20 protein-coding genes are annotated in these 24,165 nt (G+C 71.8%); 12 read left to right on the top strand and 8 right to left on the bottom strand.

The genetic code is table 11. From position 1 onward, the window contains the following. The first annotated feature begins 238 nt into the window (after window positions 1–238). From ACZ592_RS13850 to ACZ592_RS13825, 6 genes are all read left to right on the top strand, one after another. Window positions 239–1,498, top strand: coding sequence for an alpha-L-fucosidase (locus ACZ592_RS13850; RefSeq protein WP_471581929.1), 1,260 nt, complete (start codon window positions 239–241; stop codon window positions 1,496–1,498). Window positions 1,499–1,583: 85 nt separating this feature from the next. Continuing rightward, window positions 1,584–1,892, top strand: coding sequence for a beta-N-acetylhexosaminidase family protein (locus ACZ592_RS13845; protein WP_471581736.1), 309 nt, complete (start codon window positions 1,584–1,586; stop codon window positions 1,890–1,892). A gap of 201 nt (window positions 1,893–2,093) precedes the next feature. Further along, complete coding sequence (locus tag ACZ592_RS13840; RefSeq protein WP_471581735.1) at window positions 2,094–2,930, top strand: TetR/AcrR family transcriptional regulator; 837 nt, start codon at window positions 2,094–2,096, stop codon at window positions 2,928–2,930. A 65-nt stretch (window positions 2,931–2,995) separates the two neighbouring features. Then, window positions 2,996–3,892: a beta-keto acid cleavage family enzyme gene (locus ACZ592_RS13835; protein ID WP_471581734.1), complete on the top strand. Its 897-nt coding sequence runs from the start codon at window positions 2,996–2,998 to the stop codon at window positions 3,890–3,892. 47 nt (window positions 3,893–3,939) lie between these two features. Further along, complete coding sequence (locus ACZ592_RS13830) at window positions 3,940–4,917, top strand: 3-hydroxyacyl-CoA dehydrogenase NAD-binding domain-containing protein (protein WP_471581733.1); 978 nt, start codon at window positions 3,940–3,942, stop codon at window positions 4,915–4,917. Then, window positions 4,914–5,396, top strand: a complete 483-nt coding sequence (locus tag ACZ592_RS13825; RefSeq protein ID WP_471581732.1) for a thioesterase family protein — start codon at window positions 4,914–4,916, stop codon at window positions 5,394–5,396. The genes ACZ592_RS13830 and ACZ592_RS13825 overlap by 4 nt, the downstream gene beginning before the upstream one ends. Here ACZ592_RS13825 and ACZ592_RS13820 read toward each other — a convergent pair. Both ACZ592_RS13820 and ACZ592_RS13815 read right to left on the bottom strand, forming a co-directional pair. Continuing rightward, a complete protein-coding gene (locus ACZ592_RS13820) occupies window positions 5,393–6,691 on the bottom strand; it encodes an MFS transporter (protein WP_471581731.1) in 1,299 nt (432 codons plus the stop codon). The two genes, ACZ592_RS13825 and ACZ592_RS13820, sit on opposite strands and share 4 nt — an antisense overlap. Window positions 6,692–6,758: 67 nt before the next feature. Continuing rightward, a complete protein-coding gene (locus ACZ592_RS13815; RefSeq protein ID WP_471581730.1) occupies window positions 6,759–7,619 on the bottom strand; it encodes a hypothetical protein in 861 nt (286 codons plus the stop codon). Between the two features lie 142 nt (window positions 7,620–7,761). Here ACZ592_RS13815 and ACZ592_RS13810 point away from each other — a divergent pair, with 142 nt between their 5' ends. Beyond that, window positions 7,762–9,102 (top strand): 6-phospho-beta-glucosidase, encoded by a 1,341-nt coding sequence (locus ACZ592_RS13810; protein ID WP_471581729.1) that lies wholly within the window; start codon window positions 7,762–7,764, stop codon window positions 9,100–9,102. 7 nt (window positions 9,103–9,109) lie between these two features. Then, window positions 9,110–9,499, top strand: a complete 390-nt coding sequence (locus ACZ592_RS13805; protein WP_471581728.1) for a (2Fe-2S) ferredoxin domain-containing protein — start codon at window positions 9,110–9,112, stop codon at window positions 9,497–9,499. Between the two features lie 28 nt (window positions 9,500–9,527). Here the strand turns inward: ACZ592_RS13805 and ACZ592_RS13800 are convergent, their stop codons facing one another. From ACZ592_RS13800 to ACZ592_RS13790, 3 genes are read right to left on the bottom strand one after another with little or no spacing between them, the layout of a single operon-like run. Further along, window positions 9,528–10,037, bottom strand: coding sequence for an FBP domain-containing protein (locus ACZ592_RS13800; RefSeq protein WP_471581727.1), 510 nt, complete (start codon window positions 10,035–10,037; stop codon window positions 9,528–9,530). A 38-nt stretch (window positions 10,038–10,075) separates the two neighbouring features. Next, window positions 10,076–10,876: a GNAT family N-acetyltransferase gene (locus tag ACZ592_RS13795; RefSeq protein ID WP_471581726.1), complete on the bottom strand. Its 801-nt coding sequence runs from the start codon at window positions 10,874–10,876 to the stop codon at window positions 10,076–10,078. Next, window positions 10,873–11,787, bottom strand: a complete 915-nt coding sequence (locus ACZ592_RS13790; protein ID WP_471581725.1) for an NADP-dependent oxidoreductase — start codon at window positions 11,785–11,787, stop codon at window positions 10,873–10,875. The genes ACZ592_RS13795 and ACZ592_RS13790 overlap by 4 nt, the downstream gene beginning before the upstream one ends. Before the next feature lie 239 nt (window positions 11,788–12,026). Here ACZ592_RS13790 and ppk2 point away from each other — a divergent pair, with 239 nt between their 5' ends. Further along, window positions 12,027–12,989 carry a polyphosphate kinase 2 gene (ppk2, locus tag ACZ592_RS13785; RefSeq protein WP_471581724.1) on the top strand — a complete coding sequence of 321 codons (963 nt, stop codon included), beginning with the start codon at window positions 12,027–12,029 and terminating at the stop codon, window positions 12,987–12,989. 1 nt (window position 12,990) lies between these two features. On the opposite strand, the gene ACZ592_RS13780 is transcribed toward ppk2, so the two are convergent. The 3 genes from ACZ592_RS13780 to mgtA all read right to left on the bottom strand — a co-directional run bounded on the left by ACZ592_RS13780 (window position 12,991) and on the right by mgtA (window position 17,623). Further along, a complete protein-coding gene (locus ACZ592_RS13780; protein ID WP_471581723.1) occupies window positions 12,991–13,536 on the bottom strand; it encodes a DinB family protein in 546 nt (181 codons plus the stop codon). A gap of 7 nt (window positions 13,537–13,543) precedes the next feature. Further along, window positions 13,544–14,752 carry a serine hydrolase domain-containing protein gene (locus tag ACZ592_RS13775; RefSeq protein WP_471581722.1) on the bottom strand — a complete coding sequence of 403 codons (1,209 nt, stop codon included), beginning with the start codon at window positions 14,750–14,752 and terminating at the stop codon, window positions 13,544–13,546. A 111-nt stretch (window positions 14,753–14,863) separates the two neighbouring features. Continuing rightward, window positions 14,864–17,623, bottom strand: a complete 2,760-nt coding sequence (gene mgtA / locus ACZ592_RS13770) for a magnesium-translocating P-type ATPase (RefSeq protein ID WP_471581721.1) — start codon at window positions 17,621–17,623, stop codon at window positions 14,864–14,866. A gap of 538 nt (window positions 17,624–18,161) precedes the next feature. Between mgtA and ACZ592_RS13765 the strand changes: the two genes are divergently transcribed. From ACZ592_RS13765 to ACZ592_RS13755, 3 genes are all read left to right on the top strand, one after another. Continuing rightward, entirely contained in the window at window positions 18,162–20,219 is a 2,058-nt protein-coding gene (locus ACZ592_RS13765; protein WP_471581720.1) for a phosphocholine-specific phospholipase C, read from the top strand. 119 nt (window positions 20,220–20,338) lie between these two features. Beyond that, window positions 20,339–22,924, top strand: a complete 2,586-nt coding sequence (gene valS / locus ACZ592_RS13760) for a valine--tRNA ligase (protein ID WP_471581719.1) — start codon at window positions 20,339–20,341, stop codon at window positions 22,922–22,924. 64 nt (window positions 22,925–22,988) lie between these two features. Beyond that, window positions 22,989–24,020: an LURP-one-related family protein gene (locus ACZ592_RS13755; RefSeq protein ID WP_471581718.1), complete on the top strand. Its 1,032-nt coding sequence runs from the start codon at window positions 22,989–22,991 to the stop codon at window positions 24,018–24,020. Window positions 24,021–24,165: the final 145 nt, after the last annotated feature.

The following is a 24,165-nucleotide window of genomic DNA, read 5'->3' as shown; positions in this document are numbered from 1 at the left end:
GCGAAGATGCGTGCGACACAGGAAGAAGAGTGCCTCAAGGGGGCCGACGGTTCCCGGAGCAGCGGTGCTCTGCGCGTCCCGCCCCACCACCGTCCGTAGCGGAAACCTCCGACCTCTTGTCCTCCGACCTCTTGTCCCCGCGACCTCGGGCGACTTAGCCTGCTGGCGCCCCGCGGGCCACGTTGCCACGTTGCCACGTCCGGAGCCCAGCCCCCACACCGAGGGAGAACCACCCGTGATCCAGCCCTGGTTCGGCGAGGCCAAGCTCGGCATCTTCGTGCACTGGGGCATCTACAGCGTGGACGGGGTGGCCGAGTCCTGGTCGTTCTTCGACGGCACGGTGCCCTACGACCGCTACATGGCACAGCTCGACGGGTTCACCGCCTCGCGCTACGAACCCGACGCCTGGGCCGACCTGTTCGTCCGGGCGGGCGCCCGCTACGCCGTCCTGACCGCCAAGCACCACGACGGTGTCGCCCTGTGGGACACCGCGGCAGGCGGCCTCTCGGTGGTCAGGCGCACCCCGGCGGGTCGTGACCTCATCGCCCCCTACGTCGCGGCCCTGCGCGCCAGGGACATCAAAGTCGGCCTGTACTACTCGCACGTGGACTGGTCCCACCCGGACTACGCCACCGTCCGCCCCACCGGTCAGGACCCGTCCGAACGCGGCAACCGCCACTCGATGCCCGCGTCGGGCGACGAATCACCGGAGCGCTGGGCCCAGTTCCTCGCTTTCCATCGCGCACAGGTACGCGAACTCCTCGAACGCTTCGAGCCCGATCTGCTGTGGTTCGACGGCGAATGGGAGCGCGATCCCGGGCAGTGGAGGATGGCGGAGCTCGCCGAGGAGATCGCCGCGCTCAGCCCGCACACCGTGGTCAACGGCCGCCTCGCCGGGCACGGGGACTACGCGACGCCGGAACAGGGCGTGCCCATCGAACCACCCGCACGGCCCTGGGAGTTGTGCCTCACCGTCAACGACTCCTGGGGCTACCGGCCGCTGGACACCCGGCACAAGTCACCGCGCCAGATCGTCCGGATCTTCGCCGAGACCGTCGGGGGCGGCGGCAACCTGCTCCTCGACGTCGGGCCGAAGGAGGACGGCACGCTGCTGCCCGAGCAGGCCGAGCGGCTCGAAGCGCTGGGGGAGTGGACCGGGCGGCACGCCGAGGCCGTGTACGGGACGGTGCGGGGCCTGCCGCACGGCCACTTCTACGGCCCCTCCACCCTCGCCGCCGACCGTCACACCCTCTACCTGTTCCTCTTCGACCGGCCCAACGAGTACGTGGTGCTGCGCGGCGTCCGCAACGCGGTGCGCTCGGCGCGGGTCCTCGGCAGGGACACCGAAGCCCGGCACGAACGGGTCGGAGGCCTCCACGACGTCCCCGGCTGGGAGTACGTCCACCTCACCGACGACGACCTCGACCCGCTGTGCACCGTGCTCGCCCTGGAGCTCGACGGCGCACTGGACCTGTACCGGGAACACGCCCGCGACTGACCGCCACGTCCACGTCCACGCCCCCGGCTCCCCTCGCGCCCGACCGAAAGGCACCACCAACGCGCGTACGCCCCCTGGAGGTTGCATGCCCCGCGTCACCAGAACCAGCGTCCGGGTCACCGTCGCCTTCCTGTCCCTGGCCGCTCTCGCCGCGCCCCTCACCCCGGCCGCGACCGCGAGCCCCGAGCGGGCGCCCCACCGGCTCCCCGTCGTCTCCCCGGCCCCGCAGCACATGGCCCGCGCGGGCGCCGACGTCCCGCTCGCACGCCGCGCCGAACTCGTCGTCGGCAGGGGCACCGACGAGGCGGCCCTGCGCAGGCTCACCGACACGCTGCGCGCCCACGGCGTGCGCGACCTGGACCTGCGCGGCAAGGCGTCGGGGCACGCCCGCTGACCCTCCTCCTGGGTCCGGCGGAGCGGCCCGACACCGCCGGGGCGCTCGGCGCCACGCGTCGGTGCGCTGAGACAGACGAGTGACTGATGCGTCAGTCAGAACCGCAATCCCTGCTGGAGTCCTTATAAGTAGCTGGCCAAGGCGTGAGTGCCGCCTCCCGTGCGTTGCGTTTGTCGCAACGCGCGGGTAGGGTCGCCGACCATGCAGCACGACCCCGAGGTGGCGGACCGCGTCCGCAAGGTGATCTCCGACGCCGGTGTGACCCAGCGCGAGTTCGCACGGCGCATCGTCATGGACCCCTCCAAGCTCTCCCGCTCCCTGGGCGGCACCCGGCGCTTCACCGCGGGGGAGCTCGCCCGCATCGCGGACACGGGCGGGGCCGACGCGGGCTGGCTGCTCGGCGCCGCCCGCACTCCGGAGCCCGCGACGCGGCGCGAGCGCGCCGTCGCCCCCGAGGGCGGCCGCCCCCTGCAGATCGTCCGCGAGACCGTCCGGCTCATCGCGGAGCGCGGCTTCCACGCCGTGCGCGTCCAGGACATCGCCGTGGCCTGTGACACCAGCACCGCCGCCATCCACTACCACTTCCCGGGCCGCGACGACCTCCTGGAAGCCGCCGTGCGCTGGTGCATGGACGAGGACACCGCGCGCCGGGCCGCCCGGCTCGCGGACGCCGCCGACACCGCCGACGAACTGCGGCAGCTCATCGAGCTGCAGATCCCCCGCACCCCGCAGCAGCGCTGGCAGTGGAGCGTCTGGCTCGACCTGTGGGCGGAGGCCGCCCGCTCCACCGCCATGGGCCGTCTGCACGCCGACTACTACCGGCAGTGGCGCACCACCGTCGCCGACGTCATCCGCCGCGGCATCACCGAAGGCGTCTTCCGCCTCGCCGACCCCGACGCGGCGGCCCTGCGGCTGACCGCGCTGATCGACGGCCTCGCCACCCAGGTGCTCGCCGCCCCCGAAGGACCCGGCACCGGCCCCGACGACATGCACGCCTCGCTCACCGGCTACGTCGACGCCACGCTGACCGCGCACTGACTTCCCGTACCCCGCGTACGGCTGCTGGACCTGCACGACACACCGCATCCGAGGGAGAGTTCCGCATGCCCGTGAACGACAACGTGATCATCACCGCCGCCCTGACCGGCGCGGGCGACACCGTCCGCAAGAGCCCGCACGTGCCCGTCACGCCCGAGCAGATAGCCACCTCGGCGGTCGAGGCCGCCGAGGCGGGCGCCGCCGTCGTGCACATCCACGTGCGCAACCCCGAGACCGGCGACCCCTCCCGCGACCCGCGCCTGTACCGCGAGGTCGTCGAGCGCATCAAGGAGACCGGCACCGACGTCGTCATCAACCTCACCGCGGGCATGGGCGGCGACCTCGTCATCGACCCGGTCCAGCCGCTGAAGGAGCTCGGCGGCCTGCCCGGCACCGACCTCGTCGGCGGCCTCGACCGCCTCCCGCACGTCGAGGACCTGCTCCCCGACATCTGCACCCTGGACTGCGGCTCCCTCAACTTCGGCGACAACCTCTACATCTCCACGCCCGACATGCTCCGCCAGGGCGCCCAGCGCATCCAGGAGCTGGGCGTGCGGCCCGAGCTGGAGATCTTCGACACCGGGCAGCTGTGGTTCGCCAAGCAGCTCCTCGCCGAGGGCCTCCTGGACAACCCGACCGTCTTCCAGCTCTGCATGGGCATCCCGTGGGGCGCACCCGCCGACCCGGGCGTCCTGCAGTCCATGGTCAACATGCTCCCCGAAGGCGCCCAGTGGGCCAGCTTCGCGCTCGGCCGCATGCAGATGCCGTGGGTCGCCCAGTCCATCCTGCTCGGCGGGCAGGTCCGCGTCGGCCTGGAGGACAACCTCTACCTCGGCAAGGGCAACAAGGTCTCCAACGCACAGCTCGTCGAGCGTGCCGTGCAGATCACCGAGAACCTCGGCTCGCGCGTCGCCACCCCGGACGAGGCCCGCCAGAAGCTCGGCCTCAAGCCCCGCGCCTGACGCCTCGCGCCGCCCCCCACGATTCGCACGACGAGTAGGACCCCTCGATGAACGACATCACCACACCCCCCGCCCCTCGTGCCCCCGAGGACGTACGCCGTGTCGCCTGCGTGGGCGCCGGTGTCATCGGTGGCGGCTGGGTCGCCCACTTCCTGGCCCGGGGCTACGACGTCACCGCCTGGGACCCCGCCCCCGACGCCGAGGCGCGGCTGCGCCGCCTGGTCGGGGCGGCCTGGCCCGCGCTGACCCAGCTCGGCCTCGCCGAGGGTGCCTCGCAGGACCGCCTGACCGTCACCGCGACCCTCGAAGAGGCCGTCGCCGACGCCGAGTTCGTGCAGGAGAGCGCCCCCGAGAAGCTGGAGCTCAAGCGGGACCTGCTCGCCAAGCTCGACGCGGCGGCGCCCGCCGGCGTCGTCATCGCCTCCTCCACCTCCGGCTACCCGATGACCGACATGCAGACCGAGGCGGCCGACCCCGGACGTCTCGTCGTCGGACACCCCTTCAACCCGCCCTACCTCATCCCGCTCGTCGAGGTCGTCGGCGGCGACAGCACGGCGCCCCACGCGGTCACCTGGGCATCCCGCTTCTACGAGGTCGCGGGCAAGTCCGTGATCACGATGAAGAGCGAGGTACCCGGCTTCATCGCCAACCGCCTCCAGGAAGCCCTGTGGCGCGAGGCCCTGCACATGGTCGCCAACGGCGAGGCCACCGTGCGGGAGATCGACGACTCCATCACCGAGGGCCCGGGGCTGCGCTGGGCGTTCATGGGCCCCATGCTCACCTTCGCGCTCGCGGGCGGCGAGGGCGGCATGGCCCACATGCTCGACCACTTCGGCCCGTCCCTGAAGTCGCCGTGGACGCGCCTCGAAGCCCCCGAGCTGGACAGGAAGCTGTACGACGCGGTGGTCGCCGGATGCGACGAGGCGGCGGACGGCCGCACCATCGCGGACCTCGTGGCCGAGCGCGACCAGGGCGTCATCGACGTCCTGCGCGCCACCGGACGCCTGAACGGAGACACCAAGTGAGCGTGCCCCTGCCCCTGCTCCGCCGGCAGGTCCGCCCCGAGTGGATCGACTACAACGGCCACATGAGCGAGGCCTTCTACGTCCTCGTCTTCGGCTACGCCACCGACGCCATGATGATCGAGACGGGTCTGCACGCCGGGTACCGCGAGTCCACCGGCTGCTCCCTCTACACGGTCGAGGCGCACGTGCGGTACCTGGACGACGTCTGCGAGGGTGCCCATCTCGTGGTCCGCACCCGCCTGTTGGGCGCGGACGCCAAGAAGGCACGCCTCACGCACGAGATGTACGTCGTGGCCGAGGACGGCGACGAGCCGGCACCGGACGCCGCCCCCGTGGCGACCACCGAACTCCTCGCCCTGCACGTCGACCAGAACGCGGGCCGCACCACGCCCTTCCCCGACACGATCCGTGAGCACCTGAGGGCTCTCACGGAAGAGGCCCCGCAGTGGGCGGGCCGCTCCATCGCCGAGGTCTCCTAACGGTCCAGCGGCTCGTGCGCGGTCTCCGGCAGCCGCAGGTACACCGCGGACGAGACGACACAGAGCACGGCCACGTACACGGGGAAGAGACCGGGAGATCCGATCTCCTTGAACAGCGTCCCCATGTACGGGGCCGTGCCGCCGAACAGCGCGACCGTGAGCGAGTACGGGAACCCGATCCCGGCCGCCCGGACGCGCGCCGGGAAGACCTCCGCGTTCACCGCCGCCGAGATCGACGTGAAGCCGGTGAGCAGCACCATGCCGGCGCACTGCACCAGCAGCAGTGAACCGAACGACCCGGTGAGGGACTTGAGCAGCGGCACGCTCAGGACGGCGAACCCGATGCCGAAGAAGAGCAGCAGCGGCCTGCGCCCGAGCCGGTCCGAGAGCAGCCCGCCGAGCGGCTGGAGCAGGGCGAAGAACGCGAGTGAGAGGGTGCCCGCGAGAAGTGCCTGGCTCTTGCTGATGTCCGTGTTCAGCTCGGCGTACGTCGGCAGGTACGACGTCCACGTGTAGTACGCGAGCGTGCCGCCCGCCGTGATGCCGCAGATCAGCAGGGACTGGCGGGGGTGGTGGCGCAGCGCGTCGAACAGGCCCGGCCGGTCGCCCGGTTCGACGGGCGCCCGGTGCGTCTCGTGCGCGCCCTGCCTGATCCAGAAGCCGACCAGGCTGAGCAGCGCGCCGATCACGAAGGGCAGCCGCCAGCCCCAGCCGTCCATCTGCCCCTCGGAGAGCGTGGCGACCAGCAGGGCCGCGACGCCGGACGCCGCGAGCTGCCCCGCGCTCGTGGAGACGTACTGGAAACTGGAGAAGAGGCCGCGCCGCCCGGGGCCCGCCGACTCGACAAGGAACGTCGTCGACGCGGCGAACTCACCGCCCACGGACAGGCCCTGCAGCAGCCGGGCGAGGACCAGGACGACCGGCGAGAACACCCCCACGGACGCGTACGTCGGGGTCAGCGCGACCAGCAGACTGCTGCCGCCCATGAGCAGGATCGTGACGGTCAGCGCGGCGCGCCGGCCGCGCCGGTCGGCGACGGTGCCCATGATCAGGCCGCCGACCGGCCGCATGAAGAAGCCCACCGCGAAGACGGCGAACGTGGAGAGCAGCGGGACGAGGGAGTTGCCGGACCCCTGGGGGAAGACCTGTCCCGCGATGTACGTGGCGAGGAAGGTGTACGCGTACCAGTCGTACCACTCCACGGCGTTGCCGACGGAGGCGGCGAGCAACTGCCGCGTCGGGCGCCGCACGGGGGCGGGGGAGGTGGCGCTCACCTGCTGGTCGTGCTGTGTCATGATCACGCACTTCCCCTGCCAGGCGGCGCCCCACACGTCCTGTCCGGCAGGCGGACGGGACGGGCGCTCAGCCGGTCGTCGGGCGGTACGCGTGCACCGCCGTCGTCACCAGGCACGGCGCGGGCGGCACGACCTCCACGCGCAGGGTGCGGCGCGCGGCGTCGTAGTCGACGCCCTCCGTCTCGAACGTGCCGGAGCAGATGCTGCGCTGCGGCGCCGCGAAGAGGCTCGTGACGTGACCGGTCACCGGCTTCCCGTCGAGCGGGCGTGCCAGGTCGACCTGGAGGACCGGGCGGTCCTGTGGCCACAGCTCCTTGGACGCGTCGTTCGATGCGCACACCAGGCGGGTGGCGGAGGCGAAGTCGCAGCCCTGGATGTCGCGCACCGGCTTGTCGAGCGAGATCTGCCCGGCCTGGGGGAGGGCGCCACCGGCCGGCGGGGTCGAGGGGTTGAGGAGCGGGGCGGGGAAGACCTGGAGGCGGTTCTGGTCGCCCCACTCGCCGGACACCAGCCACTGGTCGTCGGGGGAGACGGCCGCGAAGGAGTTGTTGAGCTTCTCGCCCGCGTCGAGCGTGTGCTCGTAGAGACGGCGCTTGCCGTCCGGCGTCGTGACCGCGTACATCTTCGACCGCGCGCCGTCGCCGCCCTGGTAGGCGTCGAAGGTGTGGCCGTTCGCGATGTCCGGGTCGCCTATGTGCTCCCAGCCCTTGACGCGCAGATCCAGCGGTACCGAACCGAGCCCCCGGTACAGAAGGCTGCCGTCCGCACGGCTCGCCAGACCCTGGCTGCCCGTGAGGGAGTTGACGTACGAGGTGCCGGACTCCTGCCAGCCGCCCGGCGCGGCGGGGGCGGCCGAGGCGGCCCCGCCCGTCATCACCGCCAGGGTGACGGCGCCGAACAGGGCGGTCGATGTCTTCCAGACGGTCATCGGGCGCTACCTCCGTGGGGGGTCGGATCGCTGCGGCGTCATCGTACGGAACACGGGCCCCGGGCATGTACACAACGCGAAGCCCGGCGAGGTACGTAACGTGAACCCCGGCGATACCGGTACGACAGAAGGCGGTTCAGACGTGAAGCTGGCAATTCTCGGCGGTGGCGGGTTCCGTGTGCCCCTCGTGTACCGGGCCCTCCTCGGTGACCGCGCGGAGGGCCGCGTCACCGACGTCGTCCTGCACGACCTGGACGGGGCCCGGCTCGACGCCATCGCCCGGGTCCTCGCCGAGCAGGCCGACGACGTCGCCGACGCCCCGGCCGTCACCGCGACCACCGACCTCGACGAGGCGCTGCGCGGTGCCGACTTCGTGTTCTCCGCCATCCGCGTCGGCGGCCTGGAGGGGCGGGCCGCCGACGAACGCGTCGCCCTCGCCGAGGGCGTCCTCGGGCAGGAGACGGTCGGCGCGGGCGGCATCGCGTACGGGCTGCGCACCGTGCCCGTCGCCGTGGACATCGCCCGGCGCGTGGCCCGGCTCGCCCCCGACGCGTGGGTCATCAACTTCACCAACCCCGCGGGCCTGGTCACCGAGGCCATGGCCCGTCACCTCGGCGACCGCGTCATCGGCATCTGCGACTCGCCCGTGGGGCTCGGCCGCCGGGTCGCACAGGTCCTCGGCGGCAACCCCGACGAGGCCTTCATCGACTACGTGGGCCTCAACCACCTCGGCTGGCTGCGCGGCCTGCACATCGGGGGCCGCGACGAACTGCCGCGCCTGCTCGCCGACCCCGGGCTCCTGCTCGCCTTCGAGCAGGGCAGGCTCTTCGGCGCCGACTGGCTCCAGTCGCTCGGCGCCGTCCCCAACGAATACCTGCACTACTACTACTTCAACCGCGACACCGTGCACGCCTACCAGCAGGCCGAGCGGACCCGCGGCGCCTTCCTCCACCACCAGCAGGCCCGTTTCTACGACGACATGCGACACCCCGGCACCCCGGCGCTCAAGGCGTGGAACGACACTCTCGCCGAGCGCGAGGCGGCGTACATGGCGGAGAACAGGGAGGCGGCCGGCGTGGGGGAGCGGGCCGAGGAGGACCTGGAGTCCGGCGGGTACGAGAAGGTCGCCCTCGCCCTGATGCGGGCCATCGCGCGCGACGAGCGGGCGACGCTCATCCTCAACGTCCGCAACGGCACGACCCTTTCCGCGCTGGACGCGGACGCCGTCATCGAGGTGCCGTGCTCCGTCGACGCCAACGGCGCCCACCCCATGTCGGTCGCCCCGCTGCCCGGTCACGCCACCGGGCTCGTGTGCTCGGTCAAGGCCGTCGAGCGCGAGGTGCTCGCCGCGGCCGAGAGCGGCTCGTCGGCCACTGCCGTCAAGGCGTTCGCACTGCACCCGCTCGTCGACTCCGTGTCCGTGGCGCGGCGGCTCGTGGACGGCTACCGGGGCGTGCATCCCGGCCTCGCGTACCTGAGATGATCACGACATGAGTCCCGTCGTCTCCATCGGTGCCGCAGCCCGCCGCCCCTGCACGCTCGTCGTGTGCCGGGGCTGCTGCTGCGGCGACGCGCGCAAGAACCCCGGCATCGACCACGCCTGGCAGCTGGAGCGGCTGCGGTCCGCCGCGGCGGCCTCGCGCGGCCGGTTCCGGGTGCGCACGAGCGACTGCCTCGGGCCGTGCGGGCAGGCCAACCTGGTCGTCGTCCAGCCCTCGCAGGAGGGGCGCAGGCGGGGCGGCAGGGCGGCCTGGGTCGGCTTCGTCACGGACGACGAATCGCTCGACGGGATACTGGCCTGGGCCGACGCGGGCGGCCCGGGCCTCGCCGAGCCGTCGCCGACGCTCGCGCTCCAGCTGGTGGACCCGCGCGCGGTCTGAGCCGTCCCGGGGAGTTCGGGCACAGGCCCTAGCCGGCGGAGTCCCCGAGGACCTGGTCCAGGAAACCGTTCAGGTTCTGCACGGTCCTGGCGTTCTGCTCCTCAAGGGTCAGGCTCTCCTCGAAGCGGCGGGCCAGCGCGGAGGTCTTCTTCCCGCGTACGTAGAGGGAACAGGCCAGGTCCGCGCAGATGTACAGGCCCACCGAGTTGCCCTGGCGGCCCGCCGCGCCCGCCTTCGGAGCCACGAGCAGGGTGATGCCCGAGCCGGACTGCGGGGTCACGCAGACCGAGCAGATGCTGGACTTGAGCAGGCTCTTGCGCGCCCCCGACGAGGCGCGCAGGGCGATGCCCACGGCTTCGCCGTCCCGCCACGTCACGACATAGCCGCGGTCGGGCGCCTTGGGGTCGCGCCAGCCGAGGAAGTCCAGGTCGGACCAGGGGGTGGAGGTGAAGCCCGCCGGGAGACTGAGCCTGCGGGCCTCGCCCTTCGAACAGTTCACAAAGGACGCGCGGATCTCGTTCTCACTGACGGGGTGCATGATCCGGAAGGTATCAACGGCCGGCGAGGACCGTCCTGTCATTTTTCCCCGGCGGCCACCTCCCCCGGCACCCGCGCGGCCCGGAACTCGGTCGTGCGCCGCAGCCGGAAGCCCAGTGACTCGTAGAGACGGATCGCCGTGGTGTTCCGCGCCGAGGTGTGCAGGAACGGCGTCTCGCCGCGCGCCCTGATGCCGTGCGCGACGGCCAGGACGAGCCGGGTCGCCAGGCCGTGGCCCCGGTACGCGGGGTCGGTGCAGACCGCGCTGATCTCCGTCCACCCCGGCGGGTGCAGGCGCTCCCCGGCCATCGCGACCAGGGCGCCGTCCCTGCGGATGCCGAGATACGTGCCGAGTTCGACGGTGCGGGGCAGGAAAGGACCCGGCTTCGTGCGGGCCACCAGGTCCAGCATCTCGGGCACGTCGGCGGGACCGAGCCGCACGGCCTCGGGGTCCGGCGCCGCGGCGACCCCGTCGTCCACGAGCTGCACCCCCGGCATCGCGAAGGTCGGCTCCCACCCGTCGGGCAGGCCCACCGTCACCCCGGGCAGCGGCACCTCCGCCCCCGGCCCCGCGAGGGCCGCCAGGTCCGCCCAGTCCTCGGCCCCCATGTCGTCGGGCAGCGCGAGCCACGGCGACACGTCCAGCGGGTAGCGCAGCACGCGGCCGCGCCGCTCGGCGAGGTGCGCGTGGGGTCCGCTGAGGGAGGCGTGGGCGGGGTTGTCGAGGGGGTGCGGGGCGACCGCCTTCCTCGCGGGGGCAGCGCCTTCTCCCGCCCGCGGGGGCGTGTCCGCCGCGGGGGACGGGGAGCCTGTGGCCGCCACGGACGCCGCGGCCGTCACGCGGCCACCTCGATGACGACCTTGCCCCGCACGTGGCCGCTCTCGACGGCGCGCAGCGCCTCGTCGGCACGGTCCAGCGGGTACGTCGCGCTCACGTGGGGGCGCAGCACGCCCGCCACCGCGAGGAGTGCGATCTCGTCCAGGACGGCGGCCGTGCGGGCCCGCTCCACCGGGGCGCCGCCCAGCTCCGTCACGGTCTCCTTGGCCGCCGCGGTGATCAGTTTCTTGCGGTCGGCCAGGAGCCCCGCGACCTCCGTCAGGTCCGCGCCGCCGACCAGGTCGAAGACCGCGTCGACGGGTCCCACGGCCCGTATCCGCTCGACGAGGCCGGGGCCGGACGCCACATGGACCGCGCCGAGCGACTCGACGAACTCCTTCTTGCCGGCGCTCGCCGTGCCGATCACGCGCAGCCCGAAGTGCCGGGCCACCTGTGTGGCGGCCACCCCGACTCCGCCGCCGGCGCCGGTGATCAGCAGCGTCGATCCGGCGGGCAGGTCGAGCTGGCGCAGCCCGTCGTACGCGGTCGCCGCCGCGACCGGCAGCGCGGCCGCGTCCCGGTAGGAAAGGGTGTCCGGCTTGTGCGCCGCGATGTCGGCGGGGACCAGCGTGAACTGCGCGTACCCGCCGGTGACGGGGTTGCCGAAGACCGCGTCGCCGACCGCGAACCCCTCGACGCCGGGGCCGACCCGCTCCACGACCCCGGCGACCTCGCTGCCCAGGACCTCGGGTCCGTCCAGCGGGCCCTGGCCGGGGCGCCGCTTGCCCGCCCGGAGCTTCCAGTCGACCGGATTGACGCCGGCCGCGCGGACCGCGACGAGCAGCTGTCCGGGGCCGGGTTCCGGCTTCGCGAGGTCGAGGAAGGCCTCGACCTCGGGGCCGCCGTGTGCCGTGTACGCGTACGCCTTGGGCATGGGAACTCCCTCACCTTCGGTCGACCGTCCGTCGACGTCCGTAGGGGATGACCATCAAGATCGGCCGGCTATTCCCGGGGCCGCGCGGCGTTCACGAAGCCGCAACAGGGGATTCGTCCGGCCGGGCCGGGGCAGAGTAGCGGCCGGTTGGGCAAGCTTTTGGTAAAGACGGAAAGAGATTCTTCGACGGATACGGCGGATACGGCGGATGCGGCGGAATCGAAGGAAAGGCGGACGCGGTGACGGCGACCCAGGGGAACGACGACGATCTGCTCGACGGGCTGACGGTGGACGAGGCCCGTCCGGAGCGCCCGGTACTCCTCGACGAGCGGGGGCGGCCCCTGCGGACGTGGCAGGAGAACTACCCGTACGCGACGAAGCTGGGCCGCAAGGCGTACGAGCGGCACAAGCGGATCCTGCAGATCGAGCTGCTGAAGCTGCAGAAGGCGGTGCGCGAGCAGGGCCTGCGGGTCGTCGTGGTGTGCGAGGGGCGTGACGCGGCGGGCAAGGGCGGCACGATCAAGCGGTTCACCGAGCGCATGAACCCGCGCGGTGCCCGCACGGTGGCGCTGGACAAGCCGAACGAGCACGAGGCGGGCCAGTGGTACTTCCAGCGGTACGTGGCCCAGCTGCCGTCGGCGGGCGAGATCGTCTTCTTCGACCGGTCCTGGTACAACCGCGCGGGCGTCGAGCCGGTGATGGGGTTCTGCACGCCGCGCGAGCACCTGCACTTCCTCCAGCAGGCGCCGCTCTTCGAGAAGATGATCACTGATGACGGGATCATCCTCATCAAGTTCTGGTTCTCCGTCTCCCGGGCCGAACAGCGCACGCGCTTCGCGATCCGCCAGGTCGACCCGGTGCGCCAGTGGAAGCTGTCCGACACCGACCTCGCCTCCCTGGACCTCTGGGACGCCTACACGTACGCGAAGGTGGAGATGTTCCGGGCCACGGACACCCCGCACGCGCCCTGGACCGTCGTCAAGACCAACGACAAGCGGCGCGGCCGCCTGGAGGCCATGCGCCACCTCTTGCTGCAGGTCGACTACGAGGCGAAGGACACGGAGGCGGTGGGGAAGGCCGATCCGCTGATCGTCGGCCCGGCCGACACCCTGCTGGAGCCGGGGGAGGACGCCACCGACCTCTCGCCCAGCAAGCTCGCCCCCCACGGCAAGGGCCCCGGGCAGCACCCCGGCGACGCGTGAGTCAGAGCCCCACCGCCCCGTCGATCCGCTCCCGGAGCAGATCGGCGTGGCCGTTGTGGCGCGCGTACTCCTCGATCATGTGCAGGAGCACCCAGCGCAGCGACACCGCGCCGAGCCAGGAGTCCTGGCCCTCGACGTCGAGATCCGCCGCCTCCTCGACGAACCGCTCGGCGAACGCCACCTCGGCCCGCCACGCCGCCCAGGCAGCGGCGACCGCGCCGGGCTCGGCCACCGCGCCGTCGAAGTCCTCGTCGGCGTTGTCGGGCGTGGCGTAGAGGGGCGCCGGGTCCTGTCCCGCGAGGTCCCGCCGGAACCAGCGGCGCTCCACGTCGGTGAGGTGGCGGACCAGGCCGAGCAGCGACAGCGCGGACGGCGCCACGGACCGCCGGTCCAACTCCTCTTCCAGGCCTGCGCACTTGATCTCCAGGGTGGTGCGCTGGGCCGCCAGGAAGTGGACGAGCATGGCCCGTTCGTCGCCGGTGGTGACCGGGCCGTACCGGGGATCGTCGGCCTCGCCGGTGAAGAAGACCGCTCTGCGTGAAGTCATGCGGTCATTATCGGCCCTGACGTCCTTGGTCCTGCAGCCCCTTGTACAGCGCCCCGACCAGGTGGACGCTGCGCAGGTCCTCGCCGGAGGTCCCGGCGCCCATGCGGTTCATCGTGTACGCGTACGAGACGCCGTTCTCCGGGTCGGCGAAGGCGTACGACCCGCCCATCCCGCCGTGCCCGAACGCCCGGGGGTTGGGGCCCGCCTGCCCGTACTGGTTGAGCATGTAGCCGAGGCCCCACGGCCAGGTCTCGGCGAGCGGGGTGGCCACCCGCAGTACGAGGTCCGGCTCGTCGCCCTCGCCCTGCGGTGTGCGCAGCCGCTCCAGGGCGTCGGGGGAGAGGAGCCGGCCGCACGCCAACTCCGCGTAGACGGCGGCGAGTCCGCGGGCGGTGGCGTGGCCGTTGGCCGCCGGGATCTCCGCGCTGCGGTAGGCCGCGCCGTTCACGTCGCCGAGCGGCACGTACTGCAGGGCGAGGGTGGCCGGCGCCATCGGGTGGGCCGTCAGCCCGTCGACCGGGGGCTTCGGGGCGTCGCCGAACGCGCCCCTGGCCGGCCCCGCGCCGGCCGCGCGGACGGGCGGCGCCATGTCCGCGCACCGCCCGTGCTCCCTCGGTGGGGTGCCGACATGGACGTCGGCGCCCAGCGGCCCGGTCACCTCGGCGCGCAGGAACGCCCCGAGGGTTGTCCCGGTGACGCGCCGCACCACCTCGCCGACCAGGAAGCCGAAAGTCACCGCGTGATACCCCTGCGCGGTGCCGGGCGTCCACCACGGCCGCGACCCCGCCAGCGCGGCGGTGACCTTCTCCCAGTCGCAGGCCGCACCCACCGGCATCGGCTCGTCGGGCGCGATCAGGCCGGCGCGGTGGCTCAGCAGCCAGCGCACCGGGATGTCCGCCTTGCCGGCCCCCGCGAACTCGGGCCAGTACCGCGCGACGGGCGCGTCGAGGTCCAACTCTCCTCGGTCCACCAGGAGATGGGCGCACAGCGCGGTCATGCCCTTGGTCGTGGAGTAGACGTTGACCAGCGTGTCCCGCTCCCAGGGGCGGGTGCCCGTCCGGTCCGCGTCGCCGCCCCACAGGTCGACGACGGGTTCGCCGTCGACGGTGGCGGCGACGGCCGCCCCGAGCTCGTCGCGCTCGGCGAAGCTCCGCTCGAACTCCTCGCGCACACCCTCGAATCCGGGGGCGCAGGTGCCGTGGACGCGCACAGTCATGACTCTCCTCGATCGCGGGGAAGAGCGGCAGTGGGTGCCGTGGGCCGCCACCCCCGCATGGTTGCCCACGGCACCTACTGTTGCAAGAGGCCCACCACGCCTGGACGGGGTCTACAGCCAGCCGTGGTAGCGCCGGATGTACCAGCCCTTGACCACCTGCGTGAGTGCGCAGTACGCGAGGAGCGTCCCCACCAGCCACGGGAAGTAGCTCATCGGCAGCGGCTGCATCGACAGCGCCGACGCCAGCGGCGAGAACGGCAGCCAGAGCCCGAGGACCATCACCGCTCCCGTCATCAGCAGCACCGGCAGCGAGGCGCGGGACTGCACGAACGGGATCTTCCGTGTGCGGATCATGTGGACGATGAGGGTCTGGGACAGCAGTCCCTCCACGAACCAGCCCGTCTGGAACAGGGTCTGCTGCTCGGGGGAGTTCGCCCGGAAGACGTACCACATGACCAGGAAGGTCGTGATGTCGAAGACCGAGCTGATCGGGCCGATCCGGACCATGAACCGGCCGATGCCCTTCGCGTCCCAGGTCCGCGGCTTCTTCAGGTACTCCTTGTCCATGCGGTCCCACGGGATCGCCAGCTGGCTGACGTCGTAGCAGAGGTTCTGCACGAGGAGGTGGATGGCGAGCATCGGCTGGAAGGGGATGAAGGCCGAGGCCACCAGGACCGAGAAGACGTTGCCGAAGTTCGAGGACGCCGTCATCTTGATGTACTTGATGGTGTTGCCGAAGGTCTGACGCCCCATCAACACGCCTTGTTCGAGGACCATCAGGTCCTTCTTCAGGAGGATGATGTCCGCGGACTCCTTGGCGATGTCCACGGCCGTGTCGACGGAGACGCCGACGTCCGCCTCGCGCAGCGCCGCCGCGTCGTTGATGCCGTCCCCGAGGAAACCGACGGTGTGCCCGTCGGCCTTGAGGGCGCGCACGATCCGCGCCTTCTGGACCGGGTTGACCCTCGCGAACACCGTGGTCGTACGGGCCAGTTCCACCAGTTCGACGTCGTCGACCAGGTCGATGGTGGCGCCGGTGATCAGCTCGTCGGCGGCCAGGCCGACGTCGGCGCAGACACGCGAGGCGACCAGTTCGTTGTCGCCGGTGACGACCTTGACGGCGACGCCGTTCTCGGCGAGCGCGCGCAGGGCGTCCGCGGCGTCCCTCTTCGGCGGGTCGAGGAAGGCGAGGAAGCCGACGAGGGTCAGTTCCGTCTCGTCCGCCACGGAGTAGGCCCGGCGCTCCGGGGCGTCGGGGTCCACGGGGAAGGCGCGGGTCGCGACCGCGAGGACCCGCAGCCCTTCCCGGTTGTGCCGCTCGGCGAGGTGGGTGACGTGGGTGCGCAGCTGCCCGGTGAGCTCCACGCGCTCACCGCCGTCCAGCAGGTGCCCGCACCGGTCGAGGACCTCCTCGACGGCGCCCTTGGTGACCAGCGTGTGCTCGGCGGCGGGGCCGGAGAGCCCGTTGCGGCGCAGGACGACGGACATCCTGCGGCGGGCGAAGTCGAAGGGGATCTCGTCGACCATGGTGAAGCGGTGGTCGACGAGAACCGCCTCGGCCTCGTCCACGCGGTCGATGACCGCCTGGTCCATGAGGTTGCGCAGGCCGGTCTGGAAGTGGGCGTTCAGGTACGCGTACTCGAGGACCTCGCGGTCCTCCTCGCCGCGCGTGCCGAGGTAGCGGTCCAGGACGATGCGGTCCTCGGTGAGCGTGCCCGTCTTGTCGGTGCACAGCACGTCCATGGCGCCGAGGTTCTGGATCGCGTTCAGCTGCTTGACGACGACCTGGTGCCGGGACATCGCCACGGCGCCGCGGGCCAGGTTCGCCGAGACGACCATCGGCAGCATCTCGGGGGTGAGGCCGACCGCCACGGAGAGGGAGAACAGGAGTGCCTGGTCCCAGTCGCCCTTGGTGAAACCGTTGATCGCGAAGACGACCGGGACCATCACCAGCATGAAGCGGATCAGCAGGAAACTGACGCGGCGCACGCCGACGTCGAAGGCGGTCTGCGGGCGGTCGCCGGTCAGCGCGCTCGCCATCGAGCCGAAGTAGGTGTGCGCGCCGGTCGCGACGACCACACCGGTCGCCGTACCGGAGGTCACCGACGTACCCATCAGGCAGAGGTTGTCGGCCTCGACGGGGTCAGCGGTGTCCTGCTGCCCCAGGTCGTGGGCGCGGGTGTCGGCCTTGGCGACGGGCAGCGACTCGCCGGACAGCGCGGCCTGGCTGACCATCAGATCCTTGGCGGTGAGCAGCCGCAGGTCGGCGGGGACCATGTCGCCGGCCGCCAGCTTCACCAGGTCGCCGGGGACGACCTGCTCCATCGGGATCTCCTCGGTGCCCGCGGTCTCGCTCCAGCGCCGCTGCACCGCGCAGGAGGTGGTGACCAGCGCCTTGAGCGCCTCGGCGGAACGGGTGGAGCGGAACTCCTGCCAGAACCGGAGCAGGGCGCTGATCAGCACCATCGAGGTGAGGATGTAGACGCCGGGGTCGGCCGGGTCCTGCCAGTACATGACGGCGGCGAGCACCACCAGCACGCCGATGAAGGGGTTCCAGAAGGCCGTGGCGAGCTGCACGGTCCAGTGCGGGGCGCGCTCGTGGGCGACGGTGTTCGTACCGAACCGCTCGACGCGCTCGAGGACCTGGTCCTGGCGCAGGCCGCGGGTGGAGGCGCCCAGGTCGCGCAGGACGTCGCGGGCGGGCCGCGCGCTGAACGCGGCGAGCCGGGCACCGACTTCGCGGGTGCGGGCGTCCAGCTCGGCGGCCTTGCGCTCGCGGCGCGGGGACCTCGGCGGAGTCCCGTGGTTCTTGGGCGTCTCGGGGTTCTCGCCTGGCGGGGCCAGGCGTACCTGGGGAATCAGCTTGTTCATGGCAGACCTCCCTCCGTGCGGGGGCATGACGAAGCAGGCCCGGGCACGAGGACGTGACGGTGTGAATGTGGTGTGAAAGAAACCCCGGAGACGCCCCGCGATGTCCCGGGAGGTCCCGGGGAATTCCTGGCGATGCAGACGCCGGAAAGCCGTCGGCGGGGCAGGGGTCAGTTCCGCGGCATCAGCGCGGCGGAGGAAGAGGAACGGCGGCGGATCGCCACCTCAAAGGCGCGGAACGCAGCCTCAGATGAGGTCACCGCTGACGCAAGGACTTCCTTCGGGACTCATCCCGAACACCTCCTTGCAGTCGCGGGACGGAGAAGAGCGCACCACTGAACGGTGCAGGGCCAAGTCAGTCACGCGGCTACCCATATGTCAAATACGGGACTTAAGTCCTAAATGTGCGGGCCTTGTGCCCTGCCCGTCAGGGGTTGGACTTCTCTTCACACTCCCGTCACAGACCCTTCCGTATCGCTTGCTCCCCTTGGCACACTTCACCCCGCTCGCGTCCCCCACAAAACACGAGGTCGGAATACACATGCCTGAACTCAATCGGCGCCGCTTCATGCAGCTGGCCGGCGGTACCGCGACGTTCGCCATGCTCAACCAGAGCATCGCCCGTGCCGCGTCGCTGCCCGCGCGCCGCCGCAGCGGCACCATCAAGGACGTCGAGCACGTCGTGGTGCTGATGCAGGAGAACCGGTCCTTCGACCACTATTTCGGGACGATGAAGGGTGTCCGCGGATTCGGTGACCCGCGCCCGGTGACGCTGCCCAACGGCAAGCCGGTCTGGAACCAGCCGAGCGGCGCCAAGGAGGTGCTGCCCTTCCATCCGGACGCCGAGAACCTCGGCATGCAGTTCATCGCCGGGCTCGACCACGACTGGGCGGGTGGCCACAAGGCGTTCAACAACGGCGCGTACGACCAGTGGATTCCCGCGAAGTCCGAGCGGACCATGGCCTACCTGGAGCGGAACGACATTCCGTTCCACTACGCGCTCGCCGACGCCTTCACGGTCTGCGACGACTACCACTGTTCGTTCATGGGGGCGACCGACCCCAACCGCTACTACATGCTCTCGGGCCACGTCGGCAACGACGGCAAGGGCGGCGGCCCGGTCCTCGGCAACCAGGAGGCGGGGTACGACTGGACGACGTACGCCGAGCGCCTGGAGCAGGCGGGCGTCTCCTGGAAGGTGTACCAGGACATCGGCGACGGCCTGGACGCCGGCGGCCACTGGGGCTGGATCGACGACGCCTACCGCGGGAACTACGGCGACAACTCGCTGCTCTACTTCAACAAGTACCGCAACGCCAAGGCCGGCGACCCGCTCTTCGACAAGGCCCGCACCGGCACCAACGCCAAGGCGGGCGACGGCTACTTCGACATCCTGAAGGCCGACGTCACGGCGGACAAGCTCCCGCAGGTCTCCTACATCGCGTGCCCCGAGGCCTTCACCGAGCACCCCAACTGGCCGGTGAACTACGGCGCCTGGTACATCGCGCAGGTCCTGGACGCGCTCACCTCCAACCCCGAGGTGTGGGCCAAGACCGCGGTGTTCGTCACCTACGACGAGAACGACGGCTACTTCGACCACATCGTCCCGCCGTACGTCCCCAAGGACGCGAACCAGGGCAAGTCCACCGTGGACACCACGCTGGACTACTTCCCGGGCAACGCCTCCTACGCGGCCGGGCACTACGGCCTCGGCCAGCGCGTCCCGATGATCGTCGTCTCGCCGTGGAGCACCGGAGGTTTCGTGAACTCCCAGGTCTTCGACCACACGTCGATCATCCGGTTCATGGAGGAGCGCTTCGGGGTCAAGGAGCCCAACATCTCGCCGTGGCGCCGCGCGATCTGCGGCGACCTCACCTCCGCCTTCGACTTCGGCGGCAAGGACACGGATCCGGCGAAGCTCCCCGACACGGCCGCCTACGAGCCGCCGGACCACGAGCGCCACCCCGACTACGTGCCCAAGGCGCCCGCGAACCCGGCGCTGCCCAAGCAGGAGCGCGGCTCCCGGCCCGCCCGCGCGCTGCCGTACGTCCCGGTGGTGGACGGCGCCGCGGACGCCGCCGCGGGGAAGTTCACGCTGACGCTCAGCGGCGGCGACAAGGCCGGTGTCTGCTTCCACGTCCGGTCCGCCAACCGCACCGACGGCCCCTGGACGTACACCGCCGAGGCGGGCAAGAACGTCTCCGACACCTGGAACTCGGCGTACTCCAAGGACGTCTACGACCTCTCGGTGTTCGGGCCCAACGGCTTCCTGCGCACCTTCAAGGGCCCCGGCAAGAAGGCGGGCCCCGAGGTCGTCGCCCGCCACGACGGCACCACCGGCAACATCAAGCTGACCCTGAAGAACGGGGGCGGCGCCGATGTGAACCTCACGGTGACCAACGCCTACGGCGGCGCGGGCCAGACGTTCAAGGTCAAGGCCGGTTCCTCCGTGGAGCACACCGTCGACCTGCGGGCGAGCAAGCGCTGGTACGACCTGACGGTGAAGTCTGACGGCGACGCCGGGTTCCTGCGGCGCCTCGCCGGGCACGTGGAGACCGGCGCGGCGGGCGTCAGCGACCCGGCGATCATCACCGCCTGATCCGTACGGGGCGGGCTCCTCCTTCTCCGGCGTCGTGCGAGCCGTACGAGGCGTACGACCGCAGACGCGCCGGAAAAGGAGAAGCCCCGCGTCGCGACCGGTGGATAGCATCCAGAGGCATGGCTTCCCCCCGTCGCCGCGCAGGCGTTCCCGAGAAGCCCGTCCTCGACGGGCTCGAAGCGAAGTGGTCTCGGCGATGGGACGAGTCGGGCGTATTCGCCTTCGACCGTTCCAGGACGCGGGAGGAGATCTTCTCCATCGACACCCCGCCGCCCACGGTCAGCGGCTCGCTGCACGTCGGCCATGTCTTCTCGTACACGCACACCGACGCCGTCGCCCGCTACCAGCGCATGCGCGGCAAGGAAGTCTTCTATCCCATGGGATGGGACGACAACGGGCTGCCGACCGAGCGGCGCGTCCAGAACCACTTCGGTGTCCGCTGCGACCCCGCCCTGCCGTTCGACCCGGACTTCGTCCCGCCCGAGCGGCCTGGGAAGCGCCAACTGCCCATCTCCCGACGGAACTTCATCGAGCTGTGCGAACGGCTCACCGCCGAGGACGAGAAGGCGTTCGAGGACCTGTGGCGGCGGCTCGGACTCTCCGTCGACTGGTCGAGGACCTACCAGACCATCGGCACCGACGCCCGCGCCGCGTCCCAGCTCGCGTTCCTCAACAACCTCGCGCGCGGTGAGGCGTACGTCGCCGAGGCGCCCACGCTGTGGGACGTCACGTTCCGCACCGCGGTCGCCCAGGCCGAACTGGAGGACCGGGAGCGGCCCGCCGCCTACCACCGGGTCGCCTTCCACGGGGCGGACGACCGCACCGTCCTGATCGAGACGACCCGCCCCGAGCTGCTCCCCGCCTGCGTCGCCCTCGTCGCGCACCCGGACGACGAGCGCTACCGGGACCTGTTCGGCACGACGGTCCGCACGCCCCTCTTCGACGTCGAGGTGCCCGTCGTCGCGCACCGCCTCGCCACGCCCGACAAGGGCACGGGCATCGCGATGGTCTGCACGTTCGGCGACACCACCGACGTCACATGGTGGCGTGAACTGCGGCTCGCCACCCGTCCGGTGATCGGCTGGGACGGCCGGTTCCGCGCCGGGCCGCCGAGCGGGGTCGAGGCGCCCGCCGCCGTCGCGGCCTACGCCGAGCTGGCCGGCGCCACCGCGCACACGGCCCGCGAACGCGTCGTCGCCCTGCTGCGCGAGAGCGGCGAGCTGCGGGGCGAGCCGCGCGCCGTCACGCACACGGTGAAGTTCTTCGAGAAGGGCGACAAGCCCCTGGAGATCGTCACGACCCGCCAGTGGTACGTCCGCAACGGCGGCCGGGACGCCGCCCTGCGCGACCGGCTGCTGGCCCGCGGTGCCGAGCTGGCGTGGCATCCGCCGCACATGCGGATCCGCTACGAGAACTGGGTCGGCGGGCTCAACGGCGACTGGCTGATCAGCCGCCAGCGGTTCTTCGGCGTCCCGATCCCCGTCTGGTACCCGCTGGACGCCGAGGGGCACCCCGACCACGACCGCTCGATCGTCCCGGACCGCGCCGCGCTGCCCGTCGACCCCAGCGCGCAGACCCCGCCCGGCTACACGGCGGACCAGCGCGGCGCGGCGCACGGCTTCGCCGGTGACCCCGACGTCATGGACACCTGGGCGACGTCCTCGCTCACCCCGCAGATCGCGGGCAAGTGGCTGACGGACCCGGACCTGTTCGCGCGGGTCTTCCCGATGGACCTGCGCCCGCAGGCCCACGAGATCATCCGCACCTGGCTGTTCGCGACGGTCGTGCGGGCACATACCGAGCACGACGTGCTGCCCTGGCGGCACGCGGCGATCTCGGGCTGGATCCTCGACCCCGACCGCAAGAAGATGGCGAAGTCCAAGGGGAACACGGTCACCCCGGACGACCTGCTCGCACAGCACGGCTCGGACGCGGTCCGCTACTGGGCGGCGAGCGGCCGCCCCGGCACGGACACGGCGTTCGACGTCGGCCAGATGAAGATCGGCCGCCGCCTCGCCACCAAGCTCCTCAACGTCGGCAAGTTCGTGCTCGGCATCGGCGAGGTCCCCGTGGACGCCCCCGTCACCGAGCCCCTCGACCGGGCGCTGCTCGCCGACCTCGCGTCGACGGTCGACGAGGCGACGCGGGCCTTCGACGCCTTCGACTACGCACGCGCCCTGGAACGCACGGAACAGCTCTTCTGGCGCTTCTGCGACGACTACGTCGAGCTGGTCAAGGCCCGCGCGTACGGCGACCACGGCGACGCGGCGGCCACCACGTCGGCGCGGGCGGCCCTGCGCACGGCGCTCGACGTCCTGCTGCGACTCTTCGCGCCGGTGCTCCCGTTCGTCACGGAGGAGGTCCGGTCGTGGTGGCAGGAGGGGTCGGTGCACCGCGCCGCCTGGCCGGACGCCGGCGAACTGCGGGCCTGCGCGGGCGACGCGGAGGTGCTCACCACGGCCTCGGAGGCCATCGCGGCGGTCCGCAGGGCCAAGTCGCGGGCGCGCCTTTCGATGCGCGCGGAGGTCGCCGAGGCGACGGTGACCGCGGAGCGTGCGGCGCTGGACCGCTTCGCGGCGGCGGAGGGCGATGTGCGGGCGGCGGGGCGGATCGGCTCGGTGGAACTGAGGGAGGCCGCGGGGGAGGGCCCGTTGCGGGTGGAGGTCACGCTGCAGCCCCGCACGTGCGCGCAGGACGCCGGGTGAGTTCGACATCACACCCCGCAAAGGGCTGGCGGACGGCCGGTACCCGGGGGGTAGGGTCTCCCGGGTGACCACGCATTCGAACACTCCTGCAGGTTGGTACCCGGACCCCCAGGGCGCCGCCCAGCTGCTCCGCTGGTGGGACGGCTCCCAGTGGACGGAGCACACCAGCCCGGTCCAGCAGGGCCAGACCGCCCAGGCCCAGCAGGTCCCGCAGCAGCCGCAGCCCGCGCAGCAGCAGCCCGCGCAGGCCCCGGCCGCGCAGGCCCCGGCCGCCCAGCAGCAGGGGCAGTTCGGTCAGCCGCAGGCCCAGCAGGGCCAGGCGCAGGGGCAGTTCGGTCAGCCGCAGGGCCAGGCGCAGGGCCAGTTCGGTCAGCCGCAGGCCCAGGGTCAGTACGGCTACCCGCAGGCGCACCCGCAGGCTCCGACGGCCGACCCGGCCAAGGTGCAGCGCCAGGTCCAGCAGCAGGCCGGTGTCGCGCCGTCCGCGCAGGGCGGCGGGACGCTGTTCACGGAGCCGGTCCTGGTCGTGAACCAGAAGGCCAAGCTCATCGAGCTGACGAACGAGTACAGCGTCATGGACCAGGCGGGCAACACGCTCGGCTCGGTGGTCCAGGTGGGTCAGAGCACGCTGAAGAAGGTCGCGCGCTTCGTGTCCAGCGTCGACCAGTTCATGACGCACAAGCTGGAGATCCGCGACGCGTACGGCCAGCCGCAGCTGATGCTGACCCGCCCGCGGAAGTTCATGAAGTCGCGGGTGATCGTCGAGCGCGCGGACGGCCGGCCGATCGGCGAGATCGTCCAGCAGAACATGATCGGCAAGATCAACTTCGGGATGATGGTGAACGGCCAGCAGGTCGGCGCGATCAAGGCGGAGAACTGGCGCGCCTGGAACTTCTCGATCGTCGACCACGCCGACAACGAGGTCGCCCGGATCACGAAGACCTGGGAAGGCCTCGCCAAGACCATGTTCACCACCGCGGACAACTACGTCCTGCAGATCCACTACCAGCTGCCCGAACCGCTCCTGAGCCTCGTCGTGGCGACGGCCCTGACGGTCGACACGGCGCTGAAGCAGGACGCGCGCGGCTTCGGGTGACCGGACCGCTGCTGAGCAGCACGTGAACGGCGTCGGGGGGGGGGGGGGGGGGGGGGGGGGGGGGGGGGAAGGGGGGAGGGGGGGGGGGGGGGGGAGGGGGGGAGGGGGGGGGGGGGGGGGGGGGGGGTGGGGGGGGTGGGGGTGT

The organism is Streptomyces sp. NPDC040622 (assembly GCF_055593965.1).
The sequence above is the reverse complement of the archived record's forward strand: the minus strand, read 5'-3'. Positions and strand labels throughout refer to the sequence as shown.